At 40.6% G+C, this 17,337-nt stretch carries 20 protein-coding genes; 6 read left to right on the top strand and 14 right to left on the bottom strand.

From position 1 onward, the window contains the following. Positions 1-18: 18 nt before the first annotated feature. From CRI9333_RS22050 to CRI9333_RS22035, 4 genes are all read right to left on the bottom strand, one after another. Entirely contained in the window at positions 19-822 is an 804-nt protein-coding gene (locus tag CRI9333_RS22050) for a glucosamine-6-phosphate deaminase (RefSeq protein WP_015205371.1), read from the bottom strand. Positions 823-844: 22 nt separating this feature from the next. Continuing rightward, on the bottom strand, positions 845-2,356 hold the full coding sequence (locus CRI9333_RS22045) for a hydroxysqualene dehydroxylase (protein WP_015205370.1): 1,512 nt from the start codon (positions 2,354-2,356) through the stop codon (positions 845-847). 32 nt (positions 2,357-2,388) lie between these two features. Further along, positions 2,389-2,838: a VOC family protein gene (locus tag CRI9333_RS22040; protein ID WP_015205369.1), complete on the bottom strand. Its 450-nt coding sequence runs from the start codon at positions 2,836-2,838 to the stop codon at positions 2,389-2,391. Positions 2,839-2,936: 98 nt separating this feature from the next. Next, positions 2,937-4,085, bottom strand: coding sequence for an alanine--glyoxylate aminotransferase family protein (locus tag CRI9333_RS22035; protein WP_015205368.1), 1,149 nt, complete (start codon positions 4,083-4,085; stop codon positions 2,937-2,939). A 177-nt stretch (positions 4,086-4,262) separates the two neighbouring features. On the opposite strand from CRI9333_RS22035, the gene CRI9333_RS27010 reads away from it, so the two are divergent. From CRI9333_RS27010 to xylB, 4 genes are all read left to right on the top strand, one after another. Beyond that, positions 4,263-4,448 carry a hypothetical protein gene (locus tag CRI9333_RS27010; RefSeq protein WP_157462371.1) on the top strand — a complete coding sequence of 62 codons (186 nt, stop codon included), beginning with the start codon at positions 4,263-4,265 and terminating at the stop codon, positions 4,446-4,448. Beyond that, positions 4,441-4,608 carry a hypothetical protein gene (locus CRI9333_RS27005; protein ID WP_157462370.1) on the top strand — a complete coding sequence of 56 codons (168 nt, stop codon included), beginning with the start codon at positions 4,441-4,443 and terminating at the stop codon, positions 4,606-4,608. Before CRI9333_RS27010 ends, CRI9333_RS27005 begins: the two co-directional genes overlap by 8 nt. A gap of 21 nt (positions 4,609-4,629) precedes the next feature. Then, entirely contained in the window at positions 4,630-5,235 is a 606-nt protein-coding gene (locus CRI9333_RS22030; RefSeq protein ID WP_015205366.1) for a pentapeptide repeat-containing protein, read from the top strand. A gap of 133 nt (positions 5,236-5,368) precedes the next feature. Beyond that, on the top strand, positions 5,369-6,811 hold the full coding sequence (gene xylB / locus CRI9333_RS22025; RefSeq protein WP_015205365.1) for a xylulokinase: 1,443 nt from the start codon (positions 5,369-5,371) through the stop codon (positions 6,809-6,811). A 4-nt stretch (positions 6,812-6,815) separates the two neighbouring features. Here xylB and CRI9333_RS22020 read toward each other — a convergent pair whose 3' ends face one another. Then, on the bottom strand, positions 6,816-7,751 hold the full coding sequence (locus CRI9333_RS22020) for a glycosyltransferase family 2 protein (protein WP_015205364.1): 936 nt from the start codon (positions 7,749-7,751) through the stop codon (positions 6,816-6,818). Positions 7,752-8,010: 259 nt separating this feature from the next. Then, positions 8,011-9,021 carry an alpha/beta hydrolase gene (locus CRI9333_RS22015; RefSeq protein ID WP_015205363.1) on the bottom strand — a complete coding sequence of 337 codons (1,011 nt, stop codon included), beginning with the start codon at positions 9,019-9,021 and terminating at the stop codon, positions 8,011-8,013. A 256-nt stretch (positions 9,022-9,277) separates the two neighbouring features. On the opposite strand from CRI9333_RS22015, the gene CRI9333_RS22010 reads away from it, so the two are divergent. Then, entirely contained in the window at positions 9,278-10,480 is a 1,203-nt protein-coding gene (locus CRI9333_RS22010; RefSeq protein ID WP_015205362.1) for an argininosuccinate synthase, read from the top strand. Positions 10,481-10,572: 92 nt separating this feature from the next. Here the strand turns inward: CRI9333_RS22010 and CRI9333_RS27470 are convergent, their stop codons facing one another. From CRI9333_RS27470 to CRI9333_RS21985, 5 genes are all read right to left on the bottom strand, one after another. After that, the gene (locus CRI9333_RS27470; RefSeq protein ID WP_015205361.1) at positions 10,573-11,049 is read right to left on the bottom strand and encodes a hypothetical protein; all 477 of its coding nucleotides are present in this window, start codon (positions 11,047-11,049) and stop codon (positions 10,573-10,575) included. 186 nt (positions 11,050-11,235) lie between these two features. Then, positions 11,236-11,868, bottom strand: a complete 633-nt coding sequence (locus CRI9333_RS22000) for a DedA family protein (protein WP_015205360.1) — start codon at positions 11,866-11,868, stop codon at positions 11,236-11,238. 70 nt (positions 11,869-11,938) lie between these two features. Then, entirely contained in the window at positions 11,939-12,274 is a 336-nt protein-coding gene (locus CRI9333_RS21995) for an element excision factor XisI family protein (RefSeq protein WP_015205359.1), read from the bottom strand. Further along, complete coding sequence (locus CRI9333_RS21990; RefSeq protein ID WP_083890040.1) at positions 12,259-12,534, bottom strand: element excision factor XisH family protein; 276 nt, start codon at positions 12,532-12,534, stop codon at positions 12,259-12,261. Before CRI9333_RS21990 ends, CRI9333_RS21995 begins: the two co-directional genes overlap by 16 nt. A gap of 16 nt (positions 12,535-12,550) precedes the next feature. Next, a complete protein-coding gene (locus CRI9333_RS21985; protein WP_015205358.1) occupies positions 12,551-12,799 on the bottom strand; it encodes a Ycf34 family protein in 249 nt (82 codons plus the stop codon). An 82-nt stretch (positions 12,800-12,881) separates the two neighbouring features. On the opposite strand from CRI9333_RS21985, the gene CRI9333_RS21980 reads away from it, so the two are divergent. Next, positions 12,882-14,138 (top strand): CCA tRNA nucleotidyltransferase, encoded by a 1,257-nt coding sequence (locus CRI9333_RS21980; RefSeq protein WP_015205357.1) that lies wholly within the window; start codon positions 12,882-12,884, stop codon positions 14,136-14,138. A gap of 126 nt (positions 14,139-14,264) precedes the next feature. Here CRI9333_RS21980 and CRI9333_RS21975 read toward each other — a convergent pair whose 3' ends face one another. The 3 genes from CRI9333_RS21975 to CRI9333_RS21965 all read right to left on the bottom strand — a co-directional run bounded on the left by CRI9333_RS21975 (position 14,265) and on the right by CRI9333_RS21965 (position 17,329). Continuing rightward, positions 14,265-15,155 (bottom strand): carbohydrate ABC transporter permease, encoded by an 891-nt coding sequence (locus CRI9333_RS21975; protein ID WP_015205356.1) that lies wholly within the window; start codon positions 15,153-15,155, stop codon positions 14,265-14,267. Between the two features lie 124 nt (positions 15,156-15,279). Further along, positions 15,280-15,492, bottom strand: a complete 213-nt coding sequence (locus CRI9333_RS21970) for a hypothetical protein (RefSeq protein ID WP_015205355.1) — start codon at positions 15,490-15,492, stop codon at positions 15,280-15,282. A gap of 136 nt (positions 15,493-15,628) precedes the next feature. Continuing rightward, positions 15,629-17,329: an NAD+ synthase gene (locus tag CRI9333_RS21965; protein WP_015205354.1), complete on the bottom strand. Its 1,701-nt coding sequence runs from the start codon at positions 17,327-17,329 to the stop codon at positions 15,629-15,631. Positions 17,330-17,337: the final 8 nt, after the last annotated feature.

Here is a 17,337-nt window from a genome sequence, read left to right as displayed (position 1 = left end):
AACAATGGGCTAAAAATTTTATTTCCGTAAATTAATAGCGGAATTAGTATCTAGAAATAAAGTTGCTTGTGGTTGTTTCCTTAAAATTGAAGCAGGGATATTTGTGCTAATTTCTGATTGCAACATCTCCTTAACTACTATTGCTTTCCGCGTTTCTGGCGCAAGACAGATAATTTTATTCGCAGCACAGATTTGCGAAATAGTTAAGGTAAAAGCATATTGTGGAACAGCTTCTAAATTGGGAAAATGCCCCTCATTTACTTGTTGTAAACGACAAGAATCTTCTAGTTTTACCAGTTTTACGCTATAAGGATCGTTAAAATCAGCAACAGAAGGATCGTTAAATGCTAAATGACCATTTTCTCCCACACCCAGACAACATAGATCTATAGGTTGTGTTTGTAATAGTTTAGTATAGCGATCGCACTCTGCTAAAGGTTGCAGTGCATCCCCTTCTATATAGTGAAAATACTGAGGTTTAACTAAGTTTTCGACTCTTTCCCGCATATAGCGCCGAAAACTTGCAGAATGATTACCATCAATACCTAAATATTCATCCAGATGAAAAAGAGTAACTTTAGACCAATTTACACCCCCCAAAGCAATTAAAGCTTTTAAAAACTTGATCTGAGAGTTACCCGTTGCTAGAATAACCGCCGCGCTACCTTGTGCGGCTATTTTATCCTTTAAATAATCATGCACTATCTGTGCAGCATCATCAGCCATATCTGACTCTTGCTGATATACGCGCACAGATAAAGCATCAACTTGAAAAGTATTAACAAAACCAAAATGCTGTGGGGAGGGAGATGGAGTATACATACCTTAATCCAAGCTTCTGTATCTAAGGTAGCCAAAAATTGGGTAAAAGACTGTTAGTAAATTCACGGAAAGTTTGATTAAGACTCCGCCCAGCCTGAATATGCGGCTCATCAGCCTCTACTGGTATAATATTAGCCTTCCTCCCAACTCCACAACGATCAATTACTAAATTTGCCGCCTCTAAACCAGTAACATAAGCCTTTTCCTGCGACCATGAACCATGACGAGTAATAACCCAATCACCACTCATCAACACATTATCAAAACTCGTCACTGTTGGTAAAAAATACTGATAACTACCAGGAGCAAAATGTGTTACCGCACGGGGTAATCTAATTACACTACTATCGACTACCTTTGCATCCCGAAAAGCTGGCACACAAGTAGTCAAATAATTATGCACAATTGGAATTATTTCATCATCACTTAAAGGTAGAAACTGATTAGCATGATAAAAATCTGCTTCAATCACAGTTCCAGGTGCATCGCGATATTCATCATGCAACGCATTTAAATCAAAAAACGTCCAACCTGTAGTTGTATCAAAACCAAAACAAGCATTAGAAGGACGAGGGATAGAAACTTTCCTGTCAAACCATAACCGAGTTGCAAGGACATCAATTGCACCTAAATTCATAATATCCCGAAATTCTTTGCGACTTTGCAAACTAGGGCTATTACTAACAATCTTTTGCATCCCACTAACGCCAACCGCAAAAATTACTGCATCAGCATCAAATATTTCCTCGCCACAAACAACACCCGTCGCCTTACCATTACTATCAATAATTACGTCAGTAACTCTTTTATTAGCTAATAATCTTGCGCCAGCTTCTTCAATACGTTTTACCCAAGGGCGAAAGATCATTTCCCCAACTGTTCCGCGACACCAAACCACATCAAAATCTGGTTGATGCGCCAAGATAAAATAGTAAAGCATCCCCAAAGTTGCTGCTGCGGAACATTGTTCCCCTGGTGCAAACAAACCTACCAACAGCATTGGCTCAAAAGAATCACGATATAATCTGGCAGAAACCTGAAAATCTTTAAATAATTCCCTTGCTGTTACCCAGTCGTAGCGTCGCCAAGCTTCATCAGAATTATCGAAATCAATTACTGAATAAAGTAGGGGTAACGCGCTAAGGCGGTCAACTAATGGTAAGCGTTGAAATTGAGTATAGAGAAAAGTGCCTAGTGGTGCAGGAAGTCTTGGTAAATCTTGAAAAATTGGTGATTCAACTTCTAATCCCGCCGGAGAATATTGAGAAGAACGAGTCCAATTTGTAAAGGGATTTAACCCTAATTGTTTAACCAGGGAAAAAATATTTTTATAAGGATACCAAAAACCGTGAATACCTGCTTCTACAGATTTTCCCCCTGCGGTTTTCCATCCTGCAACCAACCCACCAGGATAGTTACCCGCTTCTAGCAGTGTGACATCATAACCTTGTGATGCTAACTGATAAGTTGCGCCTAAACCAGCCCAACCTGCACCGACAACTACCACCTTGGGTTTTTGTATTTCCGTTGACATGGTATTTCCCCGATTCTTTGATTAGGATGACACTATTTGTGCGACAGGGGAATAGAAGAGGGTTTAGCAGTTGAGTTTTCAACTGTAAAACTTACTTCTTGACCATAAGAAAGCTCTAGTGTATGTCCGTCTGGATCGCGCAGAAAAGCCCAATATCCTACTGGTTGTCCTGAATCATTTGGTCCTGCAATTAACACACCTTCAGATTTAGCTTGTTCACAAAGTTGATCGACTGTTTCACGAGTTTCACAGGCTACACCAAGATGGGAGATTGGTAATAGTTGATTGTCTACTGATGGTACTTTAATCAGTACTATCACGAATGGGCGAGTCAGATCGCTGATCCATGCAACATCTCTGTGAGAATGTGGATCGACACGGTAATGCACAACCTGCATCTGAGCATATTTGGCATAAAAAGCGATGCTTCTATCAATGTTACTGACCGTTAATGCAATGTGGGTCAAACCCAGATCGGACATGGCTAGATTTCCTTATGCGATCGCGCAGCGACTCCGGAGGAGTATCGCTCTTTTAGTTATCAGTTACCAGATCAAGGTTCACTGGTAACTGTTGTCTATTATTTCGCTAAAACTTGACGTAATGCTGCTATAAGTTGATCTACGCTTTCTGGACGGCTATTAAAACCCATCAAACCAACACGCCAAACCTTACCTGCAAGTTCGCCCAAACCTCCACCAACTTCAATATTGTATTCATTGAGTAGCTGACGTGCGATCGCTTTGCCATCTACACCATCTGGAATGCAGACAGTTGTTAAGGTTGGCAAGCGAAATTCTCGCTCAACGTGCATGGTAAGTCCGATGTTTTCTAGTTCTTGCCAGAGGTATTCGACATTCTTTTGATGACGCTGCCAGTAACTTGCTAATCCTTCTTCTGCAATTAAACGCAATCCTTCTCGTAAAGCATAGTACAGGTTGATCGGTGCAGTGTGATGATAAACCCGCTCAGTACCCCAATACTTACTTAATAAGTTCATATCCAGATACCAGTTAGCCACCTTATTCTGGCGTTTTTGCAACTTTTCCATTGCACGGGGACTCATGGTAAATGGAGAAGCACCAGGAGGGCAACCTAAACCTTTTTGGCTACAGCTATAAGCTAGGTCAACTCCCCATTCATCTAGGAAAATCGGTACACCACCCAAACTTGTCACAGTATCAACTAGCAGTAAACAGTTGAATTCACGGCACAAATCACCAACACCTTCTAAAGGTTGACGCGCCCCTGTGGAGGTTTCAGCATGAACTAAAGCTAAAATTGCTGGACGATGAGTTTCTAAAGCAGTGCGGAGTTCATCTAATGAAAAAACTTGCCCCCAAGGTTTCGTAATAGTGCGGACATCAGCGCCATATCTGCCCGCCATATCAACCAAACGGTTGCCGAAGTATCCTGCTACGCCTACTAAAACAACGTCGCCAGGTTCAGTCGCGTTAGCAATGGTTGCTTCCATTGCTGCTGATCCGGTTCCACTAACGGCAATAGTTAGTTGGTTATCTGTCTGCCAAACATAACGTAGCAAACTTTGGATCTCATCCATCAATCCCAGGAATGCCGGATCTAGATGACCTACGGGAGAGGTGTTCATCGCTTCAAGGACGGCAGGATGAGCATTTGCAGGCCCTGGCCCTAGCAGTAGACGAGTAGGTATTTTTAAAGGTGCAACTTGTAATCGGTGACTGTCGTTGATTGAGATTGTTGGATTCATGTTGGTTTGTCTGGGATACAAGAAATTCAGCTTTGATAGCAATCTCTGCGCTGTAATGATTTAGCGATCGCTCTTTAATTTTCTTATTTATTGGCTGGGATTAACACTTAGCTGATATCTTTTGTGCGATCGTCTAGTAGACCTGTCTTGAAAATCGGGAGGAGAGAGGAGGGAGGGGTGAGGAAAAATTTTCACGCATTGCTATATCGTCTGGAGTTTTGTAACGTGACAGCTTCCTGTCTAGACCAAGCTGTATGGTTGCCTGCTAGTATCGGTCGAACCAAAGTATGGGTATTTTGTAACAGTAACGATTGCTTTCGTCTGCTTCTGCAACTGGTTGCTTTATCTAGAAGATATGGCTAGTTTAGACGAAGAGCCGGAAGAATCTCAGGGTAATATTTCCAGAGATACTCCTGACTGCATTGTTAAACCTAAGTGGCATTTAACCCTGCTAGCAGGTACTTGGGCAGGATTGGTACAAGATGTTAGGGGTGATTTTTGGGAAGATTTATTTGATAGCTAATTTCCCAAACTTAAAATATATATGGATGTCAGCGAACTTTTGGCTCGTTATGAAGCAGGGGAAAGGGAGTTTCACAATTGTGATCTTATTGAAGCCAACCTCATTGGAGCCAACCTCAGTGGTGCCAACTTCAGTAAAGCTAACCTTAGTGGAGCCCACTTCAGTAAAGCTAATCTCATTGGAGTCAACTTTAGTAAAGCCGACCTCAGTAAAGCTATCCTCATGGGAGCCAACCTTATGGGAGCCAACCTCTGTGAAGCCGACATCATGGAAGCCAATTTCAGTAAAGCCAACCTCTGTGAAGCCAACCTCGGCGGAGCCGACCTCATAGAAGCTGATCTCTTTGAAGCCAACCTCACTGGGGCAAATCTCATTGGTGCCAAGCTCATTGGTGCCGATCTCACTGGAGCCAATTTCAGGGAAGCCAACCTCATGGGAGCCGATCTTTTTGAAGCCAACCTCAGTGGAGCCAATCTCAGTGGAGCCAATCTCAGTGGAGCCAACCTCACTTTAGCCAATCTCAGTGGAGCTAACCTCATGGGAGTCGATCTCAGTAGAGTTACCCTCATGGGAGCCAGCATTGATGGAGCCAACCTTAATAATTTAGAGTCTATCCATTGTGAATAATTTCTCAAAAATATTTAATAACTCTGTGGTTAATTAGTAATGGCATTATCAGCTTAAATAGCGATTTTTAGCTTTATTGAGCAAAAAATCTGATTTTGGATGCTTTACTTTCAAGTATGTGAGGATTAGTTTGATGCTGCTTGGCATAGATTTAGGAACAGGCTCTGCTAAGGCATTGCTCCTAGCGATAGACGGAACGGCTTCTTGTGAAGCATCAAGCTCCTATCCTGTCCATGCACCCCACCCTGGGTGGGCTGAGTCGGAGCCAGGGGATTGGTGGTTAGCTGTTGCCTATGCTGTTAGAAAGGCAGTGGGAAATCATGCCGATCAAGTACAGGCGATCGCACTTTCAGGACAAATGCACGGTGTTGTCCTAGCTTCGGAGTCGGGTCAACCTCTGCGTCCTGCTATCCTTTGGGCAGATACTCGCTCTAGTACCACGCTTTACGCCTATCAGTCGCTTGATGCGGCTATTCTAGAGCGCTTGGGTAACCCAATTACAGCAGGAATGGCTGGTACAACCTTGCTGTGGGTACAAGAACACGAGCCTACTGTCTACGAAAGAGCGCGTTGGGCGCTTCAGCCAAAAGATTGGCTACGGTTACAGATGACTGGAGAAGTTGCCACCGAACCATCTGACGCTAGTGGTACATTGCTTTATGATGTTGTGTCGGATAACTGGGCTTGGGATGCAATCTCAGCACTGAATCTACGTTGTGATTGGCTACCCAAAATTATCCCCTCTAGTGCGATCGCAGGCTACCTGACAGAAGCTGCTTCAGAGCATCTTGGTTTACCTGTAGGCTTACCCGTTATCGCTGGTGCTGCGGATACGGCAGCAGCCGCACTGGGTAACGGACTATTAGAACCTGGGTTAGTTCAACTAACCATCGGCACAGGCGCTCAAATCATTACACCTCGCTCCCAACCCATTATCGATCCTCATGGTCGTACACATCTATATCGAGCCGCCGTACCTAACGGGTGGTACACCCTTGCAGCAATGCAAAATGCTGGTTTAGCGTTGGAGTGGGTGCGAGGTATCCTGGGCTTGAGTTGGCAGGAAGTATATACTAAAGCGTTTTCTGTTCCCGCAGGATGTGAAGGGTTAACATTTTTGCCATACCTCACAGGTGAACGCACTCCACACCTTGACCCATATATACGTGGGGCATGGGTGGGGCTGGGACTTCATCACACCCAGGCGCACATGATGCGGGCAGCTTTAGAGGGAGTTGCTTTTGCCTTGCGACAAGGTTTTGAGGCACTTGAGGCAACAAATTTGCAAGCTACACAAGTGCGTTTAGCAGGCGGTGGAACCTTAGAAATGCCTTGGAAACAATTACTGGCTGATGTATTGAGAATACCCCTCTATGCAACTACAGTTACGGCGGCTTCCGCCTGTGGTGCTGCTCTACTGGCAGGTATCGGAATTGGTGTATACGCAGATGCTTATGACACCATCAAACTGGCAGCTACACCAACGCTTGCTGCAACTCCCCAATCACTTGATTCAGCGCTAGAAGAGGCTTGGATGCGATATCTATCCCTTTATCCACAACTGAAAAAACACTGAATTATTAAGTTTTCTGCTGCGCTTCTGCATAAGCAGCATATACACCTTGAACGTTATACCAATTGAGGAAAATTCGGGCAATCTCTAAAGCAAGTTTTGGTTTACCTTGATTAATTAGCCATTGTAATAACGGAGCTAGGGTGCGTTCATTTAGTTGACCACCGATAGATAAAACTCCCCAAAGAATGCGGTGCAACCAAGTCATTTGAATCATCATCCGCACATCCCAAGTAGGATGCTTTTGGTAAAATAAAACTCCCATCTTTCCTCTTTGAATTTCTTGATCAATTAGCTTGGGAATTTGCTCTAATGCAAAAGGCGGATGCCAGTGATAACCCACTGCTTGTGGGCATTTAATTAGTTTTAATCCCAACTGTTTTAGACGTACACCTAGCTCTAAATCTTCCCATCCATATTGTTTAAAACGAGTATCAAACAAACCAGATTTTTCTAGCCATTTACGCGCGATCGCCACATTTCCTGTAGCAAAATAAGCTGCTGAAAAATCAGTAATTTTGTATGGTTCAGATGTAGGGTCTTCAAAGTTGCAGGTATTTATCACTGCACCGTATGTAAATATGCGATCGCTTCCTAGTTGCTGTTGTCCCTGCACCAACGCTTCTGCGTGTGCTTGCAAAAAATTTTCCGTGACAACTAAATCACTATCTATAAAGATGATGGTATCGCCTTTTGCTTGCTCTACCCCTAAATTTCTAGCTGCTGCTGCGCCTTGGTGGTTTTGCAAATGCGATCGCACATGGGGAAATTCTGAATGTTGCTTCAACCATTCCAAAGTTCCATCTGTTGAACCATCATCCACCAGCACAATTTCATAGCCAGTAACCAAACTAGCATCAATTTGTTGCTGTTCTAATGCTCGCAGACACTTTTCTAAAATTGGTTTGCGATTATAAGTTGGAATTACAACACTAAAAAACACCTGTTCCCCCGTTAATAATTTTTATCAATATAGGACTTACGCATAAATCATCCGTATCTGTCAGGGCGGGTTTATATATATCAATGGTTGGGAAATATAGCTTTTTGGTGCAACCCGCCCCTACAAGCTTAATTTTACCGTGAGCTTGCGTAAGTCCTGTCAATAGTAACTAGACGTATTTAAACATTAAACTGCTCCCACGATTTTGTAATCGCAAAGCTAATTGCTAATAGTTAACCACTATTTTCTATAAAATTAATTATTTTGACTTACTTAAATGCTGACTTCTTACCTGGTCAATTAATTCATTTATTGCTTTAATCATCACTTCTGGTTGATCTATTCCCACAAAATGACCACTATCTTCAGCAACAATCTCTTTACTGTTAGAAGAAAGTTTCAATAATTCAGGCTGCATTTTTGTCCAAGCTTCATCCACTTGCTTTAGTGGCAGAAAAAATGTTAACAATGAACGTTTCAAAAAATGTTGAACTGAAACCACAACTAAGGGCAAATCTCCTAAACTGCCAGTATTTTTTACTTGTTCTGAGCTAGGTTTAATATCTCTAACTTCTCGAAACATAGCTTCCCAATGCTTTGCACTATAAAAAGACATTTTCAAACGCATTAAATCGTTTTGGTTAAATTGACGCAATTCTTTCTTGAAAAATTCAAATAATCCCATTAAACCAGCCAACCTAATTATCCCAAAATTAGCAGATATTTGAGTTACTTTAAATCCGATTAAAAAAACTATTTTAATCAAAATGATGCTTAAAGGGAAATTTAATACAGTATCTTCGTGTAAAGCGTGAGTTAAAACCATCCCCACAACTCGATCTGGAAATTTATCAGCATATAACCGAGCAGTATAACCGCCAAAAGAGTCGCCAACAAAAATATATGGTTGTGAAATATCAGCCTTAGTTAGTAATGTATGTAATTCTTGAACAATTTCTGCACTGGTACGAGGTTTAGGGCTAGTTTCACTATAACCATAACCAGCGCGATCGCACACTACTACCTTAGTAATTTTAGCAACTTCATTAAATACCAAATAATTTGACCATCCTAAACTACCAAGGCTATGATCAAAAATTACTCTAGGACTACCTTCACCTATAGAATACAAATGCAACTTGTATCCTCCTACATCAATTAATTGCCCTGGAGGAGGGTATTTATCCTGTTCTATCTTAGATGCAACTGCATGATAAATAGATGTTGTTAATAGCAAAATTAGCAATACACTAATTATCAAAATTATCATAACTTGCGTTTAACAAACACTATAAAACTCGCTAAAAAATAAGATTTAAAATCACTAAATACAAATAATTTTGCCACAATTCGTAAATCATTAGAAATTATCTGCGTTTATCTGTGTTTATCTGCTTCCATCTGCGCCTCTTTAAAATATGATGATGATTTCATAACAAATTAACGGTATTTTTTAAATTTATGACAAGAATTCGACTAAGTAGCCGATAATAAAAACTTGGTTCTTTTAGAAAATTGAGACATCAATGGGTCGCGCTAACAAGGTTGTGCTGGCATATTCAGGTGGAGTAGATACTTCCGTATGTATCCCTTATCTTAAAAAAGAGTGGGGTGTCCAAGAAGTGATTACCCTCGCGGCAGATTTAGGACAAGGAGATGAATTAGAGCCAATTCAGAAAAAAGCTTTAACATCAGGTGCTAGTGAATCCCTAGTAGTCGATGCTACAGAAAGCTTTGTTAAAGATTACGCCTTTGCCGCATTGAAAGCAAATGCTTTGTATGAAAATCGTTATCCCCTTTCGACTGCCCTCGCCCGTCCGCTAATTGCCAAGTTGTTAGTAGAAGCGGCAGAAAAATACGGTGCTGACGCTGTAGCTCATGGTTGTACTGGTAAAGGAAATGATCAAGTTCGCTTCGATGTTTCCATTGCTGCTCTTAATCCTAATCTAAAAGTGTTGGCTCCTGCACGGGAATGGGGTATGAGTCGTGAAGAAGCCATTGCCTATGGTGAACGCTTTGGTATTCCTGCACCTGTCAAAAAGTCTTCTCCTTACAGTATTGATCGTAACTTGTTGGGTCGTAGTATTGAAGCAGGATCATTAGAAGATCCTTGGACAGAGCCACTAGAAGAAATCTATGCCCTCACCAAAGCGATCGCAGATACCCCAAATGAACCAGAATATATAGAAATAGGCTTCGAGCGCGGTATTCCTACAACCTTAAATGGCGCATCCCTCTCACCTGTAGCATTGATTTCTCAACTCAACGAGATAGTTGGAAATCATGGTATTGGTCGGATTGATATGGTAGAAAACCGTTTAGTAGGAATTAAATCACGGGAAATTTACGAAACACCCGCACTTTTAGTCTTAATTCAAGCGCATCGTGACTTAGAAAGTTTGGCTCTTACCGCAGATGTGAGTCATTATAAGCGGGGTGTTGAAGAAACCTATAGCCAATTGATCTACAACGGTCTGTGGTATAGTCCTCTCAAAGCCGCACTTGATGCTTTTATTGATCAAACCCAAGAGCAAGTATCTGGAGTTGTGCGGTTCAAACTCTTCAAAGGCAATGCAATAATTGTAGGGCGCAAATCAGATCAGAGTTTGTATACTCCTGATTTAGCAACTTATGGTGCTGATGATAAGTTCGACCACAAAGCTGCTGAAGGCTTTATCTATGTTTGGGGTTTACCTACCCGCGTGTGGTCACAAAAACACCGCGTTTAAGTTATCCGCTTAGGCTACTTACCCTCAGCCAGATAGCGTTGAGCAATCAGCATAAAATTATTAAATCTATGCTGATTGCTAAAATATTGACGTTAATTTATATTTGGTTGAGACAAATTGCTAGAGTAACTAAGAAATTGCCGGATATACTGAACTAATTTCTTCTGCAATTTCCAGTCGGTACTGGGAACTTGAGTTAGATAAAATTTTTTCCCTGAAATCAATATTAAACAAATCCTATAAAACTGAGTACCTACAAACCTTGATTCTTGAATTTTAATTTCTTCAATCTCATCTATGGGATAAGCAATTATTTTAGTGCCTAGCCAACCTTTGTGCTTGAGAGTTACATAATTAAGGTCTTTATTAAAGATACAAGTTTGAACTGGACTACCAAACATCATTAGATTAGAGAAAATGATACATAAAAATCCAAAATAATCAATAGGTGAGTCAAAAGATATAAAAATTAACATTCCTAATAATGCTGTGAAAACGCTAATTAACCAAATTCCAATCGGGCGCTCTCTCAGTTTAAGTAAATTAGGAGTTGTACAAACCACATTCATAAGTTAACTATGAATAATTTAAAGGCATTTTAATAATCGTAAGGTATAAAAAAGCTGGACTTTTGAAAAAAAATACAATTTAACTTAAAAATGTTGCAAATCTACAAAAAAAGAGCAAACAGTAGTTTGCCCCTTTTCAGTCGTTAAAACAAGTAACTTGAATATCTTAAATAGATAGTTATTCGGTTACTCTGGTTGTTCAGGTTGTGCGGTTTTCCGAGATTCTAGCCAGATGGGGATTACGATTACTGCGATCGCAATCAATAATGCCACAAAAGCAAATTGAGCCGCCCAAGTGACTAATTGCTCTAAAGAGACAATCCGCCCCACAAAGAAAGCTAAACTCACCATCACCGATGCCCACACAGTAGCACCAGCAACATTAAACCCCAAAAATTTCCAAAATGGCATTTCGACTATTCCTGCCATGGGACTCGCAAAAATTCGCAGTAAGGCAACAAAACGACCAAAAAATACAGCTTTACTGGCATTTTCAGTAAATTTATCTTTTAGTTCTACCAGTTGCTCTTCTTTGATTCTGAAAAAGCTACCTATGCTAACCAGCATTGACCAGCCACCAAGTCTGCCAATCCAATATCCGCAAATTCCACCTAGAACTGCGCCAAGAATAGCATCTACCAGAAGTATCCAATAATTCAGTTCACCACTACCAGCAAGAAACCCTCCTACGATAGTTACAGTTTCACCAGGCAACGGAATACCAAGATTTTCAAATAAAATTCCCAAAAAAACTGCCAGGTAACCAAACCTATGGGCAATTTCTTGAATGGTCTCTAGTGATAAAAATTCAAGGGACATTTAACCCAGCATTTACATAGCTTTACATATCTATCATACTGTCTTCTGCGGCTAGGAAGACAGGAATACTTCAAACCGCCTGAAACACCACTGGTCTACCGCCATTTTGATAATCAAGGCTAGTGATAATATGCTCTGCTTGAATACCTGCGGCAATAAGTGCAGAGGTTAACCCTTCCTCGAAATTATCTTCTTCAATGATGACTTGGCAATCGACTAAGCGAGCGTGAAACAGAATGGCATTGATCCAGCGTTGCTTATCGCAACCTGTAGCTAGAATCAAGAAGTGACCGGAATCAGTATCGCAGACAGGATAAAGTTGAATCGCTTGTAAGCGAGGTTGGGCGTGAGTTGCCTCTTGCAGTGTTTTTTTTAGGATATCTGCATAGTTTAATGAGCGCTCCATTGAACAATAGCCTCCCGCTCTGGTTCGTAAACTAATAAATTAATTTTGTTTCGCTGGACGGCTAACTGAAAAATTGGTTTTTGGAAGTGGCGAATATAGGTAGCTTGGCTGATGGCTAGGAACAACTGCCGTTCTGGTTCTTGCCCCTCCAAAGCCCATTGGTAAAGCTGAAGCTGTCCCATCGTTTTTTCCAGTTCATTAATGACTGAAGGGGAGTCGAAGTCTTTGATTTCGACAGCAATGAAAAAGCAATCGCTCACAAAAGCAGCTTTCTTTTCAAGTTGGGACTAACTCACCAGGTCGCAACCGCACCCATTTACCCATTTCGGGTTTAAAGCTTTCACAACCGACAACATCCCATTCCATTTCCACATAGTCTTCACGGGGGCGGATGTTGACGTTTATGCTAGGTTCATTTGGCTCAAAATCGGGTGTTTCAGTCAAATGAGGCACTTCATGTTGCGTTTCCACTGCATTATAAGTAACGCAACGGTCTACATAATGGCAATTAATGCAAATACACATAGGATTAGTTCTAAGTGCTTTTCTGTTAATCTAACTCATGGCTTGACTTAGTTGATGATTCGTTAGGTTGAATTTTGTTGCGATGTTTGAAAACTCCTCTGCGCTATCTCCCCAAAATTTGCCTTTTAGTTTGGAATTGTTACCGCAACCTGCTTATTTAGTAGGTGGTGCGGTGCGCGATGCTTTATTAGGTAGAAGCAGGGAGTATTTAGACTTAGATTTTGTCATAGCTAATCATGCGGTGCAAACAGCGAGAAAGATTGCTCGTGAGTACAAGGCTGGGTTTGTATTGCTGGATGCTGAAAGACAAATTGCTAGGGTTGTGTTTAAACACGCAACGGTAGATTTTGCACAGCAGGAAGGCGCAATAGAGACTGACTTACAACGCAGAGATTTTACAGTAAATGCGATCGCATACAACCCCTACACTAAGGAAATCATCGATCCCCTCAACGGTTATGCTGATTTGCAACTAAAAATTATGCGAATGGTTGCACCAGCAAATTTACAAGATGATCCTTTAAGATTATTACGCGCTTATCGCCAAGCTGCTCAGTTAAGTTTTGTAATCGAACCCACAACAAAATCAACTATTCGTCAGTTAGCACGGTTAATTAGTGAAGTTGCAGCCGAAAGGGTTTTAACAGAATTACGTTACCTGTTAAAAACGCCTCAAGGTACGCATGAGTTAATTGCGGCTGTGGAGGATGGTTTATTATCTACTTGGTTTCCTAATGTAACTAATGAAGGTTTAGCGCAATTAATAAAAGTTGATCAAGCAGCCGAGCTATTAGGAAAAACATGGTCTAATTTCAAGATAGAGTTAGTGCGATCGCTACGAGATACTATTAATACATCTCTAGTAGGTATTGCGAAATTAGTTAATTTACTACCAGCGACACCGCCAGAAGCCGAGTTGCAAATGTTGCGGTTAAGTTATAGCCGTCCTGAAATTAAAGCTGTTACAACTGCAATTACATATTTACCCCAACTACAAGCTGTAGCACAGTCAGAGATGTCCTTAGCAGAGCAATATTTTTTCTTTCAGAATGTTAAGGCAGTATTTCCGGCGATCGCAGTATTAGCTGTAGGATCTGGGATAGATGTGGATGCGATCGCACCTTTAATTAACCGCTATCTCAACCCAGAAGATCAAGTTGCTCATCCAACATCATTAGTTAGTGGTAATGATTTGATGCAAGCTCTCAAATTACCACCTAGTCCCCAAGTGGGTAAACTTCTTACAGATATTCAAATTGCAAGGATTGAAGGTAAAATTGCCACACCTGCACAAGCTTTAGAATTAGCTGCCCAAATTGTTAACAATTTTAAAGATTAAATCATCATTTTTTATAGGCACAGCCTTCTAAAACCTGATTACCTAAAATCACAGTGGCATCATAGGGATAAACTCTATGTTTTAGTACATCTACAACAGCAGACAAGCCGATTTAGGAAACAAGCGTTACTTGAGGGTGAGATTTTGCCCTTTTGATATTTTTAAGTTTAAGATTGAAAGTCCAAAAATTATTAAAAACAGGACTAGCCCAATTGTACAGGCGTAGCTCATTTCAAAGTTTCTAAAAGCTTGCTCGTATAGGTAATAAACAACTGTTTTGGAACTATTGCTTGGTCCTCCTTGGGTCATTATATAAACTTCTTCAAAGACTTTAGTTGCTGCGATCGCAGAAATTACTGCTACTAATACTAAATAAGGGCGCATTAAAGGTACGGTAATATCCCAATGCTTACTCATCCCATCTGAACCATCAATTGCAGCAGCTTCATAAAGTTCTGCGGGAATTGCTTGTAATCCAGCTAGATAAATAACCATGTAGTAGCCTAGCCCTTTCCAAATTGTTACTGCCATGACACTAAAAATTGCTAATTGGGGACTGGTTAGCCAAGGGATAGCACCGATACCTAACGTTTTAATTAGCTGATTTATAAAGCCGTTTTCTGCATAAATAAATTTCCAGGCAATACCAGCAACTACCATTGAAATTACTACAGGTGTATAAAATGATGCTCTAAACCAGTTAATTCCTTTCAGTTTTTTGTTGACTAAAATTGCTAAAGCTAAAGGTGCAACTACTAAGATAGGCACGACACATACTAAATATAGAAATGTATTCCATAATGTCTGCCAAAATACTGGATCTTTCCAAAGACGGCTAAAGTTAGCAAACCCTACCCATTTTGGTAGTTGAGTTAGATCGTATTCGTAGCGGGTGAAACTAAGTAAAAATGCTTGACCCGCAGGTAAAAAAACTGTTACTCCCAAAATTAAGAGTGCTGGAAGTAAAAATAGGTAGGGAGTTAAGCGTTGTTTGATTAAAATTAAGTTTTTGGGCATATCAAAAAATATAGTCGTTTTTTGGTTAGAAGAAACCCCACCCCCCTGCCCCCTCGCCGAATTTCGGGGAGGGGGGGAATGTCAATATCGACAGTATCAACTATTCTTGGGAGGTTGTAGAGGGTTATGTGACATCAACTCCGTCAAAGATTTTAATTACTGCATCAATGTCTTGTCTACCGTTGGCGATCGCTTCTTGCGTTGTATCGCATGGGCTAAGATTACGGTTAATGTAACCTTCTGGGCTATGAATTTCATAAAAATACATATCCTCATGCGCCATCAGGACAATTAACCACCCTCGATAAATTTCTCCGCGTAAGTCTTCATCTGACATATCAATTAACAATGACCAATCATACTAAATCCGCCTTGATTATCCGTTTTTTATTAAACCGCAAAGACGCGAAGGACGCGAAGAAAGAGAAAGGAGATTTTGAGGGTATTCAACCCGAATTTGGTATCACCAGCCTTTATGTTAAGCTACTGTACCGACTAGCTATAGGCATCCGCCAACCTGTACCAAAGGCGCGATCAGTAATTTTTAATCCTGGGGGCGCTTGTCTACGCTTAAATTCGGCACGCGCAACGAGTTTGACTACTTTATTTAATATATTTAAATCGTGACCAGCAGCAACGATTTCATTGATGGATTGATGTTTGTGAATTAAACGTTCCAAAATATCATCAAGTATTTCATAAGCTGGCAGTGAATCTTGATCAACTTGCCCTGGTTTCAGTTCCGCGCTAGGTGGCTTAGTTAAGATATGGTTGGGGATGATTTCTGACTGGGAGTTACTCAAGCTATTTTGGTTTAGCCATTGACATAAGGAATAAACACGAGTTTTGGGAACATCTGCGATCGCAGCTAATCCCCCGTTCATATCTCCGTATAATGTGCAGTAACCTACTGCCATTTCTGATTTATTTCCAGTGGATAGTAGCAGATAGCCAAATTTATTAGCGATCGCCATTAATAAATTACCCCGAATCCGCGATTGAATATTTTCTTCTGCTAGTCCAAATTCTGTACCAGCAAACAACGGTTCTAAGGTTTTGTCGTAACCTGCCATTAACTCGCCAATTGCTAATATTTGAGTTTTAATCCCCAAATTTTCCGCTAATTTTAAAGCATCTTTGACAGAATGATCGGAACTGTAAGGCGAAGGCATCAACACACCAAAAACATTTTCTTTCCCTAATGCAAAAGATGCGATCGCAGCTACTATTGCTGAATCTATACCACCACTTAAACCTAATACAACTTTACTAAATCCACATTTTAGTGTATAGTCACGCACACCTAATACAAGTGCTTTCCAGATTTCCTCATCTTCGCTTTCCGGTAGTGGTTGTATAGTTGCGGGCATTAAATCTTTTTGTTGCTGATCAAATTTTACTATTAATAAATCTGTTTCAAAAGCACAAGCGCGACCAACTACATTACCTGTACGATTAAATCCTACACTATTGCCATCAAAAATTAAGTCATCATTCCCCCCAACCTGATTAGCATAAATAATCGGTTGCTGATAACGAATAGCTGCTGCTTTCAGCATCGCTTCTCGTAATTTATGTTTGTTAGTTGTATACGGGGAAGCTGATAAATTTACCATTAAATCAACGCCTTGCTGTGCTAAGTCAGCTATCGGATTTATTGTATAGCTACGCTTACCCCAAAATTCTTCATCATTCCAAAGGTCTTCACAAATAGTAACACCAATCTTTATGGAAGATTTATCTAAGTTTAATGTAAAAGAATTACTTTTAAGTCCAGGCTCAAAATAACGATATTCATCAAAAACATCGTAATACGGCAACAATCGTTTATGAAATATTTGCTGTATTTGATTATTTTGTAATAAAGCAATGCTATTAAATAACGGTTTACCACCAGATCTATGTGCTTCTGAATTTAAATCAACTGTTCCTACTAAAACAGTTAACTGGGGTGGCAAATCTTCTGCGAGTTTTTGCAACACCTTTCCCATCGACTCTACAAAGCGGGGATTTAGTAGCAAATCTCGTGGGGGATATCCACATAAAGATAACTCTGGCGTGAGTAAGAGATCAACTTTTTTTTTCGCAGCTATTTTAGCAGCAGCTAATATTTGTTCGGCGTTTCCAGTAAGGTCGCCAATTATGGGGTTGAGTTGTGCGATCGCTATTTTCATAATAACTT

Source organism: Crinalium epipsammum PCC 9333, assembly GCF_000317495.1.
Taxonomy (GTDB): domain Bacteria; phylum Cyanobacteriota; class Cyanobacteriia; order Cyanobacteriales; family PCC-9333; genus Crinalium; species Crinalium epipsammum.
This window is presented reverse-complemented; position numbering and strand designations above follow the sequence as displayed.

What these genes read in the sequence shown, in the direction of transcription:
- CRI9333_RS22050 (WP_015205371.1), bottom strand. Translation starts at nt 822, where the DNA reads ATGTATACTCCATCTCCCTCCCCACAGCATTTTGGTTTTGTTAATACT.
- CRI9333_RS22045 (WP_015205370.1), bottom strand. Translation starts at nt 2,356, where the DNA reads ATGTCAACGGAAATACAAAAACCCAAGGTGGTAGTTGTCGGTGCAGGT.
- CRI9333_RS22040 (WP_015205369.1), bottom strand. Translation starts at nt 2,838, where the DNA reads ATGTCCGATCTGGGTTTGACCCACATTGCATTAACGGTCAGTAACATT.
- CRI9333_RS22035 (WP_015205368.1), bottom strand. Translation starts at nt 4,085, where the DNA reads ATGAATCCAACAATCTCAATCAACGACAGTCACCGATTACAAGTTGCA.
- CRI9333_RS27005 (WP_157462370.1), top strand. Translation starts at nt 4,441, where the DNA reads ATGGCTAGTTTAGACGAAGAGCCGGAAGAATCTCAGGGTAATATTTCC.
- CRI9333_RS22030 (WP_015205366.1), top strand. Translation starts at nt 4,630, where the DNA reads ATGGATGTCAGCGAACTTTTGGCTCGTTATGAAGCAGGGGAAAGGGAG.
- xylB (WP_015205365.1), top strand. Translation starts at nt 5,369, where the DNA reads ATGCTGCTTGGCATAGATTTAGGAACAGGCTCTGCTAAGGCATTGCTC.
- CRI9333_RS22015 (WP_015205363.1), bottom strand. Translation starts at nt 9,021, where the DNA reads ATGATAATTTTGATAATTAGTGTATTGCTAATTTTGCTATTAACAACA.
- CRI9333_RS22010 (WP_015205362.1), top strand. Translation starts at nt 9,278, where the DNA reads ATGGGTCGCGCTAACAAGGTTGTGCTGGCATATTCAGGTGGAGTAGAT.
- CRI9333_RS27470 (WP_015205361.1), bottom strand. Translation starts at nt 11,049, where the DNA reads ATGAATGTGGTTTGTACAACTCCTAATTTACTTAAACTGAGAGAGCGC.
- CRI9333_RS22000 (WP_015205360.1), bottom strand. Translation starts at nt 11,868, where the DNA reads ATGTCCCTTGAATTTTTATCACTAGAGACCATTCAAGAAATTGCCCAT.
- CRI9333_RS21995 (WP_015205359.1), bottom strand. Translation starts at nt 12,274, where the DNA reads ATGGAGCGCTCATTAAACTATGCAGATATCCTAAAAAAAACACTGCAA.
- CRI9333_RS21985 (WP_015205358.1), bottom strand. Translation starts at nt 12,799, where the DNA reads ATGTGTATTTGCATTAATTGCCATTATGTAGACCGTTGCGTTACTTAT.
- CRI9333_RS21980 (WP_015205357.1), top strand. Translation starts at nt 12,882, where the DNA reads ATGTTTGAAAACTCCTCTGCGCTATCTCCCCAAAATTTGCCTTTTAGT.
- CRI9333_RS21975 (WP_015205356.1), bottom strand. Translation starts at nt 15,155, where the DNA reads ATGCCCAAAAACTTAATTTTAATCAAACAACGCTTAACTCCCTACCTA.
- CRI9333_RS21970 (WP_015205355.1), bottom strand. Translation starts at nt 15,492, where the DNA reads ATGTCAGATGAAGACTTACGCGGAGAAATTTATCGAGGGTGGTTAATT.
- CRI9333_RS21965 (WP_015205354.1), bottom strand. Translation starts at nt 17,329, where the DNA reads ATGAAAATAGCGATCGCACAACTCAACCCCATAATTGGCGACCTTACT.